This window comes from Methylobacterium persicinum (assembly GCF_022179525.1).
GTDB classification, from domain to species: domain Bacteria; phylum Pseudomonadota; class Alphaproteobacteria; order Rhizobiales; family Beijerinckiaceae; genus Methylobacterium; species Methylobacterium persicinum.
The window spans coordinates 26,905-37,362 of the sequence record NZ_BPQX01000065.1; the positions used below are offsets into that span (position 1 = coordinate 26,905).

The 10,458-nt window shown below is 68.3% G+C and carries 12 protein-coding genes; 7 read left to right on the plus strand and 5 right to left on the minus strand.

Annotated elements, in window-relative coordinates; translation table 11 throughout:
• The first annotated feature begins 177 nt into the window (after positions 1-177).
• Complete coding sequence (locus MFF22_RS22970; RefSeq protein ID WP_238252988.1) at positions 178-1,104, plus strand: peptidylprolyl isomerase; 927 nt, start codon at positions 178-180, stop codon at positions 1,102-1,104.
• Positions 1,105-1,181: 77 nt separating this feature from the next.
• On the opposite strand, the gene MFF22_RS22975 is transcribed toward MFF22_RS22970, so the two are convergent.
• Both MFF22_RS22975 and hemH read right to left on the minus strand, forming a co-directional pair.
• The gene (locus MFF22_RS22975) at positions 1,182-1,340 is read right to left on the minus strand and encodes a hypothetical protein (protein ID WP_238252989.1); all 159 of its coding nucleotides are present in this window, start codon (positions 1,338-1,340) and stop codon (positions 1,182-1,184) included.
• A gap of 203 nt (positions 1,341-1,543) precedes the next feature.
• Positions 1,544-2,626 (minus strand): ferrochelatase, encoded by a 1,083-nt coding sequence (gene hemH, locus MFF22_RS22980; protein ID WP_238252990.1) that lies wholly within the window; start codon positions 2,624-2,626, stop codon positions 1,544-1,546.
• A gap of 194 nt (positions 2,627-2,820) precedes the next feature.
• Between hemH and MFF22_RS22985 the strand changes: the two genes are divergently transcribed.
• Positions 2,821-3,510 (plus strand): uracil-DNA glycosylase, encoded by a 690-nt coding sequence (locus MFF22_RS22985; RefSeq protein WP_238252991.1) that lies wholly within the window; start codon positions 2,821-2,823, stop codon positions 3,508-3,510.
• 4 nt (positions 3,511-3,514) lie between these two features.
• Here the strand turns inward: MFF22_RS22985 and MFF22_RS22990 are convergent, their stop codons facing one another.
• A complete protein-coding gene (locus MFF22_RS22990; protein WP_238252992.1) occupies positions 3,515-3,931 on the minus strand; it encodes a hypothetical protein in 417 nt (138 codons plus the stop codon).
• Between the two features lie 265 nt (positions 3,932-4,196).
• Between MFF22_RS22990 and MFF22_RS22995 the strand changes: the two genes are divergently transcribed.
• The 4 genes from MFF22_RS22995 to MFF22_RS23010 all read left to right on the plus strand — a co-directional run bounded on the left by MFF22_RS22995 (position 4,197) and on the right by MFF22_RS23010 (position 7,650).
• Positions 4,197-4,646, plus strand: a complete 450-nt coding sequence (locus MFF22_RS22995; protein ID WP_238252994.1) for an AMP-dependent synthetase — start codon at positions 4,197-4,199, stop codon at positions 4,644-4,646.
• A 58-nt stretch (positions 4,647-4,704) separates the two neighbouring features.
• A complete protein-coding gene (locus MFF22_RS23000; RefSeq protein WP_238252996.1) occupies positions 4,705-5,508 on the plus strand; it encodes an enoyl-CoA hydratase in 804 nt (267 codons plus the stop codon).
• Positions 5,509-5,600: 92 nt separating this feature from the next.
• Positions 5,601-5,888 (plus strand): hypothetical protein, encoded by a 288-nt coding sequence (locus tag MFF22_RS23005; protein ID WP_238252999.1) that lies wholly within the window; start codon positions 5,601-5,603, stop codon positions 5,886-5,888.
• A 325-nt stretch (positions 5,889-6,213) separates the two neighbouring features.
• On the plus strand, positions 6,214-7,650 hold the full coding sequence (locus MFF22_RS23010; RefSeq protein ID WP_238253000.1) for a phospholipase D-like domain-containing protein: 1,437 nt from the start codon (positions 6,214-6,216) through the stop codon (positions 7,648-7,650).
• On the opposite strand, the gene MFF22_RS23015 is transcribed toward MFF22_RS23010, so the two are convergent.
• On the minus strand, positions 7,568-8,374 hold the full coding sequence (locus MFF22_RS23015; RefSeq protein ID WP_238253001.1) for an endonuclease/exonuclease/phosphatase family protein: 807 nt from the start codon (positions 8,372-8,374) through the stop codon (positions 7,568-7,570). The two genes, MFF22_RS23010 and MFF22_RS23015, sit on opposite strands and share 83 nt — an antisense overlap.
• A 266-nt stretch (positions 8,375-8,640) precedes the next feature.
• Here MFF22_RS23015 and MFF22_RS23020 point away from each other — a divergent pair, with 266 nt between their 5' ends.
• Complete coding sequence (locus tag MFF22_RS23020; protein WP_238253002.1) at positions 8,641-9,441, plus strand: lytic murein transglycosylase; 801 nt, start codon at positions 8,641-8,643, stop codon at positions 9,439-9,441.
• 51 nt (positions 9,442-9,492) lie between these two features.
• Here the strand turns inward: MFF22_RS23020 and MFF22_RS23025 are convergent.
• Positions 9,493-10,458, minus strand: a 966-nt coding sequence (locus MFF22_RS23025) for an MFS transporter (protein ID WP_238253003.1), incomplete at its 5' end; no start/stop codon positions are given.

Consider the following 10,458-nt stretch of genomic DNA (forward strand, 5'->3'; position numbering starts at 1 on the left):
CATCGACCGGTGCACCTGAAAGAGCCGGAGCCCAGATTGGTTGCCCGAGAACGGCCGCGCTTGCCTTCTCCGGCCAGCCGGGCCACCTCTCCCGCCGCTGGACGGGCGGCGCAGGCGGGGTTCGGAATGCCCCTGCCGCCGGACCGGCGGACCGATATGTCGACCGAGGTATTCCCCATGCCGACCCTTGCCCTGCTCCGGCGCGGTAGCGCGCTCGCGCTGGCGCTCGCCCTCTCCGGCGCCGCAGCAGCCCAGACGCCCCCGGCCGCCACGGCGCAGGCCGGTAAGCCCGCCGAGGCCACCGCCTCCGTCGATCCGGCCGCCGTCGTCGCGACGGTGAACGGCCAGCCGATCACCCAGGCCGACCTCGCCGTGGCGGCCGACGACCCGGCCCTGTCCCTCCCGGGCGTGGACGAGGCGCAGAAGAAAAACCTTCTCGTCGATTACATGGTCGACCTGAAGGTCGGCGCGCAGGCGGCCGAGGCGGCCAAGGTCGGCGAAACCGCCGACTTCAAGCGCAAGCTCGCCTACTTCCGGGACAAGCTTCTCCTGGACGACTACCTCGAGCAGGAGGCCAAGAAGGCGGTGACGCCCGAAGCCGAGCATGCGATCTACGACCAGTCGGTCAAGCTCATGAAGCCCGAGGAGGAAGTGCACGCCCGGCACATCCTCGTGGACAACGAGGCCGAGGCGAAGAAGATCGCCGCACGGATCAAGGGCGGCGAGGATTTCGCCAAGGTCGCGGCCGAGACCTCCAAGGATCCAGGTTCGAAGGCCGAGGGCGGTGATCTCGGCTGGTTCACGAAGGAGCGGATGGTCCCCGAATTCGCCACGGCTGCCTTCGCCATGAAGCCCGGTCAGGTCTCCGATCCGGTGAAGACGCAATTCGGCTGGCACGTCATCAAGGTCGAGGAGATGCGCACCAAGCCGCAGCCGACCTTCGATGAGCTGAAGGATCAGATCGACCAGCACCTGATCCGCAAGGCGCAGCAGGACGTGATCCTGAAGCTGCGGGCCGAGGCGAAGATCGATCGCAAGGATGCGCCCACGGAGGGAGCCCCCGCCGCCACCCCTGCCGCGCCGCCCCCGCCGACCGTGAAGTAAGGCTTACCCATCCCTCGTCCTCATCCGGAAGCGGCGAGAGCCGCGTCAGGATGAGGACGGACCCGGGGATCTACGAATCAGTAGGGCCGGTCGGGCTTGGTGATGTAGCTCGAATGGCCCGCCGGCCGGGGGGTGACGCCGAGCGATTCCAGTTCGGAAAGACGCCGTGACTCCGAGAGCCGGTCCAGCAGAATGACCAGGATCCACGGACAGGCGATACCGATAAAGAACGCCACGTGACGACCCTCCCGATTGGACCGGACTCATATCCGCAACATGGGATGATAGGCCGCCCCGACGCCGCAGCAAGCACTGGCGTAAAGGGATTCGTGTGTGAAGCCGCTGCGCGTCCTTCATTGCGCTCGCAATGGTGGGATCGGGAGGTCACCGTAGCCGCCCTGCAAGCGCCGCCGCTCCTACCCCACACCGCCCCGCCGGCTCATACCCAGCCCTGCAACTCCCGCCGGACCACGTTCTCGATCACGCGCATGCCGAGATCGCTGTCGTTGAGACAGGGAATGTAGGCGAACTGCTCGCCGCCATTCTCCTCGAAGTAATGCCGGTTCTCGCCGTCGAGCTCTTCCAGGGTCTCCAGGCAGTCGGCCGTGAAGCCGGGGGCCACGATGGCCATGCGCTTCACGCCGGACTTGGCCAGGGTCTGAACCGTCTCGTCGGTGTAGGGCTTCAGCCATTCCTCGTTGCCGAAGCGCGACTGGAACGTCACCCGCATCCGCTCCGGCGAGAAGCCGAGGGCCTCGCGGATGAGCCGCCCGGTCTTGTGGCACTGGCAGTGGTAGGGGTCGCCCTTCAGCAGATAGCTGCGCGGCACGCCGTGGAACGAGGTGAGGATCACCTCGGGCTCGAAATCGAGCTTGGCGAGACCCTCCCGGATCGATTGCGCCATCGCCTCGATGTAGACCGGGTCGTCGTGATAGGGCGGCGATACCCGAACCGTGGGCTGCCAGCGCATGTCCATGAGTGCCCGGAACGCCTGATCGCAGGCCGTGGCCGACGTCGCCGCGGCATATTGCGGATAGAGCGGGACAAGCAGGATGCGGTCGCAGCCCTGGTCGAGGAGGGCCTGGAGGCGGCCCGCCACCTCCGGCTTGCCGTAGCGCATCGCCCAATCGACCACGACGCTATCGCCCATCGCCGCCTGAAGCTTCTCGCTCTGGCCGCGGGTGATGGTCTTGAGGGGACCCTCGTCCAGCTCGTTGTTCCAGACACTGGCGTAGTCCCGGCCCTTCGGCCCCGGCCGCTTCGACAGGATGATGAGGTTAAGGAGGGGCCACCAGATCAGCCGCGGCACTTCGATGACCCGGCGGTCGGACAGAAATTCCTTGAGGTAGCGGCGCATCGGCCAGTAGCTCGTGCCCTCCGGCGTGCCGAGGTTCATGAGCAGAACGCCGACCCGGCCCCAACGGACCTGCGGATGGTCCGCGGGAAGGCTGAAGGTGCCGTGATCGCCGGAGGCGACGGGCCGGTTGGGGGCGAGCGCGGCTGGTTCGATGCGTTCGTTCATCAGAGCGTTCCGGCGCCCCGGCGCCGATTCCTTCCTGGTCTGCGGTCAGACCCGCGACGGTGCGGGACCGCCCCTATGTATGTCGCCGGAGGGCTGCGGCGAAGGAGGTGCCGGGCTTAGGGTCCCACCCGCCTACCGGTATACGGACACGACCCACGGCGGCAACCGCCGGATCACCAGGACCTCCGAAGACGATGACCGCACGGCCCGTCGCCGCCGCCCTCTCCGCCTTTCGCAAGACCGGTTCCCCTTGGCTCGGCCTCCCGTTCTTCCGCGAGGGAGCCGCCGACGAGGTGGCCGAACGGATCGATGGACGCATTGCCGCAGGGGCGAAAGTGTTGCCGGAACCGGGCGATATCTTCCGGGCTTTGCGCGAAACGCCCCTCCCGTCGGTGAAGGCCGTCATCCTGGGCCAGGACCCGTATCCGACGCCGGGGGACGCCAACGGCCTCGCCTTCTCCTATGTCGGCCGCGGGCGGCTGCCGGCGTCCCTGCGGGTGATCCTCGCGGAGGCCGGCTCGCCGCGCGATGCCGGGGGCGATCTCACGCCTTGGGCGCGACAAGGCGTCCTGCTCCTCAACAGCGCCCTCACTGTCGAAGCGGGCAAGGCGGGGGCGCACCTGCGCGAGGGCTGGGCGGCCCTCACCGATCAGGCCGTCTCCGCCGTCGCGGAGCGGGACGAACCCGCCGTGTTCCTCCTGTGGGGCGCGCAGGCGCGCGCCCGCGCCGGGCTCATCGACCCGGAGCGCCACGCGGTCATCGAGAGCGGCCATCCCTCGCCGCTGAACCGGGCCCGGGACTTCCCGGGCTCCGATCCGTTCGGCCGCGCCAACGCGTGGCTGACCGGGCAGGGCCGGGCGCCGATCACGTGGCGCCTCGGATGAAGCTCTACTGAGCCGGCTTGGCGGCTTCCGGGGGCTTGCCCTTATCCGGGGCCGGCGCCGGGGGTTCCGCTCCACCGGGCTGGAGCACGTTGCGGGCGATGTTGCCGTCCGGCCCGTACTCCCCGGCGACGGCGATGCACGCCCCCTCGCGGTTCATCTGCATCTGGTTCGACATGATGGTGAACATCGTCTGCACCTGATTGCCGAAGGGGCCGCCGGGCTGCACGTCCGCGATGCGGGAATTCTGCTTGGTCAGGAGCGCCTCGAACTCCGGCACGCCGATCCGGTAGCCGCACACGTTCGACGCCGCAAAGATGTAGGCGGCGAACTGCATGGCCCGCGGCGACGGCGCATTGCGCATCTCCGCCTGCGCCGGACCACAGAGCAGCAGGGCCGCGGCGAGCGGGACGAGGTGGCGCATACGTAATCCTCCGTATCGACGCGACCTCGTATGCACAGTGCCGGGCCGCTTCCAGTCGCAACAGATAGACGTCGCCGCCACCGCGGCCAGAGCGGATTTGCAGCGTGATCTTCATTGCGTGTTGGCCATAGGCCTTATCGGCGCCCGGGATCAGCCCTGTTTCAGCCCGATTATCTCGCTCGTCGCGGGCAGTATCAGGAAGTCTTAACCGGAACGCGCGAACCCGGATGGGTACAGCTTGAACGAACAGGCCGGTCCTCACCGAATGCTCGGCGCCAGACATCTCGTTCCCCCACCCGCCCCCTCCGACCAGCCGGCGCATCTGCGACCGGCCCCGCAGGAGGCCCCGTTCACCATCGGCTCGCCCTTCACCCCCGGGGCGTGCGCCCGCTGGGCGCGGGCGGAAGGGATCGGTTTCGGCGATGTCGCCGTCCTGATGCTCGCCGACCCCCTGGAGGCCGCCGCCCTGCGGCAGGGCCTCGCCTGGGTCGGAGCCCGGACCAAGGATCTCGATTCCGCCTCTGCGGAGCACGAACTGGCCCTGGCTCTTTCCAACGCGGCCGTAGCGGTCATCGACAGCGGCTTCGCTCCGGCCTACGCCCGGGCGCTCGGCCGTCTCGACCGGCTTCCGCCCCTATGGTGGAACGGTCCCGGCGCCGATTTCGCCCGGATCGATCACGCCCTGGCGGAGCAGTCCGACCCGGTGTTGTGCTAGACCTCTCCCCGGCCAGGAGCCCGGCAGTCAAAGCCGGGCCGGTCGAAGGGAGGTTCCCGTGTCCGCTGCTCAACCGATCGCCGCCCAGGCCGAACCCGTCCTCCTGAGGCGGGACGAGGGCGGTGTGGCGACCCTCACGCTCAACCGGCCGACGGCACGGAACGCCCTCTCCCTGGCCCTGATGGGCGCCCTGCAGGATGCCCTCGACGGGATCCGCACCGATGATTCGGTCCGGGTCGTCGTGGTCAATGCAGCCGGTCCCGCCTTCTGCGCGGGGCACGATCTTCGGGAAATGCGGGCGAACCCGTCGCCGGAGGCGGCGGATCATCTGTTCCGCACCTGCGCCCGCCTGATGACCAGCCTCGTGCGCCTGCCCAAGCCGGTCATCGCCCAGGTCCACGGCATCGCCACGGCAGCCGGCTGTCAGCTCGTGGCGTCCTGCGATCTCGCCGTGTGCACCGATGATGCCCGCTTCGCCACGCCGGGGGTGCAGATCGGTCTGTTCTGCTCGACGCCCATGGTCGCCCTGTCGCGGGCAGTGCCGCGGAAGGCCGCGATGGAGATGCTGCTCCTCGGAGAGCCCATCGACGCCGCCGAGGCCCTGCGGATCGGCCTCGTGAACCGGGTGGTGCCCGCCGCCGCCCTCGATAGCGCCGTAGCCGACATGGCCGGCCGCATCGCCGCCAAGGCACGCCGGGTGGTAGCCGTGGGGAAGGAGGCCTTCGCCCGGCAGATCGAGATGAACTTGGACGACGCCTACGCCTACACGGCCGAGGTCATGGCGCGGAACATGGCGATGGCCGACGCGCAGGAAGGGATCGACGCCTTCCTCCAGAAGCGGCCGCCGGTCTGGGAGGGGTGATCCGCCGCGGATGAAATGGTAGGCGGAAACGTTCATTCACCCTATTTCCACCCTGATGTCGCGGCAGCGGGCTTGCCGGTGCGGGAAAGGCGATGACAGCCACCACCGACTTGATCGGCCTCACCCTGGCCTTCTACGGGGCCATGCCGCCCCCCCGCCCTCCGCGACCGGAGCGCGACGGTCCGACCTGGGCTGCCGCCCTTCTGATCGGTGGTGTCTGCCTCGCCACCGTGGGGCCGATGATCACCATCTGGGGGTTCCACCGTCCGGAGGCGGCGGCCAAGACCCGCTGCCTGCGCGCAGGCGGCCGCATCGTGTACGGCGCCCTCGACGGCAGCGATTTCCACTGCGACAGCCCGGGCCCGGCGCGTTCGGGCTAGCAGATCGCTGAAAAAGTCGTTCGGAGGGGACGAAGTGTCTCCACCATCGACGACATCCTTACCGTCATTGCGAGCGCAGCGAAGCAATTGTGTACAGCGGGACGCCTCAGGACGAGGTGGATCCCTGGCTTGCTTCGCTGCGCTCGCCATGACGGCGGCGGAGGCCCGCACGCCCTGCACCCTCAGCGAATGATCTCTCGGTCGGACTGTCGCAGCAGCCCGCGAAGGCAGTCGCGTCGGTCCCGACACAGCACGACGATTCCGGCGGACTTGACGGCAGGCTGAGCTATATCGGCCGGACGTCGGTGTCTTGCTCGGGATGCAAGTGGATCAGATTCTCTTTCGTTGGTTGAATTCGACGGCGCTCCTGCGGGCGGATGTCCAGGCCCTGGTCGGCTTCGCCCTCGCGATCGCGGTGACCGTGCATGCCCTGCTGCGCAAGCGCCGGGTGAGCGTGGCGGTCGGCTGGATCGGCCTCGCCTGGCTCTCGCCGATCTTCGGATCGGCCCTGTACCTGCTCCTGGGCATCAATCGCGTCTACCGGCGGGCACGCCGGATGCGGGCGCGGCCCTCCGAAGCCCTGCCGCCGCCGGATGCCGACGACGAGGTGGTGCCCGAGGCTCTCTGGCCCCTCGACAGGGCAATCCGGCGCATCACCGGGACGCCTGCCCTGATGGGCAACCGCGTGCAGATGTTCCGCAACGGGGACGAGGCCTATCCCGAGATGCTCGCCGCGATCCGCGGGGCGCGGGCCAGCATCGGCATGTCGAGCTACATCTTTCACGACGACGAGACCGGCCGGCAGTTCTGCGACGCCCTCGCTGAGGCCCACGCCCGGGGCGTCGCGGTCCGGGTGATCATCGACGGGATCGGCGGCGGCTACTTCCTGACGCCGGCCTACCGGCGCCTGAGAAAGGCCGGCGTGCCCGCCGCCCTGTTCATGCATTCCGCCCTGCCCTGGCGGATGCCCTTCCTGAATTTGCGCAACCACAAGAAGGTCCTGATCCTCGATGGCCAGCTCGCCTTCACCGGCGGCCTGAACATCGCCCAGGCGAACCGGGTGTCGACCGGCCCGAAGGATCCGATCCGCGATATTCATTTCCGGTTCGAAGGTCCCGTGGTGGAGCAACTCGCCACGGCCTTCGCGGCCGACTGGGCCTTCGCCGACGGCGAGAACCTGGACGGGCCGCCCTGGTTCGTCGAGGTGCAGGCCATCGGCGGGACGGTCGCCCGCACGGTTACGTCGGGCCCGGATGCGGATGTCCAGAAGATCGAGCAGGTGGTGATCCAGGCGCTGGGCTGCGCCCGGCGCAGCGTGCGCATCGCGACACCGTATTTCCTGCCGGACGAACTGGTGACGGGCGCCGTGACGCAGGCGGCCACACGGGGCGTGGCCGTGGAAGTCGTGGTTCCCGCGGTCAGCGACCACCGGGCGATCGACTGGGCGATGCGCGCCCATCTCGACCTGCTGATCAGCGCGGGCGTGAAGATCTATCTCGACCGGGGCGCCTTCGATCACGCCAAGGCGATGGTCGTCGATGACGTGTGGTGCTTCGTCGGCAGCGCGAACTGGGACATGCGCAGCTTCCGCTTGAATTTCGAACTCAACGTGGAGGTCATCGACCCCGATCTCGCCTCACGGATCGACGCGCTGATCCGGGGCAAGATGGATCAGCTCCTCACCTCTCAGGATCTCGCAGCCCGATCCTTGCCCGTGCGCCTGCGCGACGCAGCCGTTCGGCTGCTGCTGCCATACCTCTAAGCGTCCGCGGCTGGCCCGCTTCGGGCTCGGGGCTGAGATGAACCACGATGGGCCGGTGGTCCGAGGGGCCCCGGGGGAGCACGGCGCTGTCCCGGCAGACGAGGCCGCGGGCGAGGCACCGGTCGAGGCGCAGGGGCAGAACCTCGATCATCGCATGGGTCGGCCGCCGCGGCCCGACGTCCCGGAACCCCGGCACGAGGGCCGGGCCGACGATGTTGTAGTCGCCCAGCACCGCGGCCCGGGGCGGGAGCCCGGCGACGATCCGGCGGAGTTGGCGGCGGTTCAGCATCTGGCCGTGGGAGAGGTGGACGTTGGCCACGCCGAAGGTGCCGAGGTCAAGCACTTGGCAGACCCGGTGGACCACGGCTCCGGAGGGAAGAGACACCGTCCGCGGCGGCGTGGGGAACGGGGTCGGGCTCCACATGGCGAGCCCGTGGATCCGCCCCGGCAGCGGCGCCCAGGCGTAGTGGCCGCCCACCCGCTCCTTCAGGAAACCGATCGCCCGGGTCGCCTCCTGCATCAGGAGCAGATCGGGCGATTCCTGCTCGATCAGAGCGATCACGTCCTCGATCGCCGCCCCGACCCGCCTGAGGAGATTCCAGCTCACGATCTTGAAGGCCGGCGCCGGCCCGTCGTTGAGCGCGGCTTTCAGGAGATCGGAAGGCGCGATGTCAGGCGCCTCGGTCGGCTCAGGATTCGTGATCGGCCCCGGGGCGTGATGCATATGCCGGCCTCCCTGCCGCTTCGCTCAAACGCTTTGTCGCCGGGTCCGTTCGATTTCCGGCGCCCGCGGACTTGGCGAACGATCCGGGCCACCGTGAGGCCGTCAGCGATCCAGAAACCACGCTTCGATCACTTCTGTCCGTCGAAGCATGATTTCGCGGCCGTTCGATGGATCGCGGCGTGCGCCAACCTGCGCAATATGCTTTAGACCGCACCGATATTGCCGGGAGGCCCGGTTTGGCTTGCCCCGATTCATGGGAGTTTCACGTGGCTGCACAGAAGCGTCACTTCCGTCTCGCCGCCGTCGCGGCGCTCACTGTCCTCGGCGGAGCGTTCGGGCAGGCTGAGGCCGCGCAATGCGGGAACAGTGCGGCGGGGTTCGAGACCTGGAAGCGGGAGTTCATCGCCGAGAACCGCGGCAAGGTCAGCGCCACCAGCCTCGACGCCCTGGCCGGCACCACCTATTCGACGGCCACGATCTCGGCCGACCGCGGCCAGCACAGCTTCAAGCTCTCCCTCGACCAGTTCATGGCGAAGCGCGGCGGGGCCACCATCGTCAAGCGCGGCCGTGTGCTCAAGCGGACCAACGCGGCCCTCTTCGATTCCATCGAGCAGCGCTATGGCGTGCCCCCCGGCCCGCTCCTGGCCATCTGGGGCATGGAGACGGGGTTCGGCGCCGTGAAGGGCAACGTCAACACGCTCTCCGCGGTGGCGACGCTGGCCTACGATTGCCGCCGTTCGGAATACTTCACCGACCAGCTCTATGCGGCTCTCACGCTGATCGACCGGGGCGTCCTCTCGGCCAGCACCCGCGGCGCCGCCCATGGCGAGATCGGGCACACGCAGTTCCTGCCCAAGAACGTTCTGAATTATGGCACCGGCGGCGACCTGAACAATGTCGGCGCGGCCCTGTCCTCGACGGCCAACTTCCTGAAGGCGCATGGCTGGCAGCGCGGCGCCGGATACCAGCCGGGCGAGCCGAACTTCGCCGCCATCCAGGGATGGAACGCCGCCCAGGTCTATGAGCGGGCCATCGCCATCATCGGCCGGCAGATCGACCAGGAGTGATCCGCCACACGCCCTCCCCCACACAGGGGGAGGGTTTCATGCCGGTGGCCCTCAGGCGGGGGCGTAGCCCGGCTTCTTGCCCAGGGCTTCCTCCACCGTGCCCGCTCCGTCAAGATAGCCGTGGACCTTCGGGTTCGGCATAATGAGCGAGGCCACGAAGGCGATGGCGAGCAGGATCGTCACGTACCAGAAGAACGTGCTCTCCATCCCGTTGTCCTTGAACCAGAGGGCGACGTACTCGGCGGTGCCACCGAACGTGGCGTTGGCCAGGGCGTAGGACAGCCCCACGCCCAGCGCCCGGACGTTGGTGGGGAACAGCTCGGCCTTCACGATGCCGCTGATGCCCGTGTAGAACGAGACCACCGCGAGCCCGAGGGTGATCATCGCGAAGGCGAGGGTTGGATCCTTGTTGGTGCCGAGGAAGGACATCAGCGGCACCACCATCAGCGTCCCTAGCCCGCTGTAGAGGATCATGTTCGTCTTGCGGCCGATCTTGTCAGAGAGGGCACCGAACAGCGGCTGGATCAGCATGTAGACCAGCAGGACCAAGGTCATGATCTGCGAAGCCAACGTCTTCGGCATGCCCGCGGTGTTGACCAGGTACTTCTGCATGTACGTCGTGAAGGTGTAGAAGCTCAAGCTTCCGCCCGCCGTGTAGGCGAGGACGACGCAGAACGCCCGCCAGTGCTTGAACAGTTCGCTGAAGGTGCCCGCGTTCTCCCGGTCGCCGGCTTCCTTGGTCTCGGCGAGGGAGCGGCGCAGGTACAGCGCCACGATGGCGAGGCCCGCCCCGATGAAGAACGGGATGCGCCAGCCATAGGCGGTCAGTTCCGGCGCGGTCATGAAGGACTGGAGTGCCACCAGCACGAGGGAGGCGAGGAGTTGTCCGCCGATGAGGGTGACGTACTGGAACGAGGCATAGAAGCCCCGGCGCCCCTTGATGGCGACCTCGCTCATGTAGGTGGCGGAGGTGCCGTACTCACCGCCCACCGACAGGCCCTGGAGCATCCGGGCGAG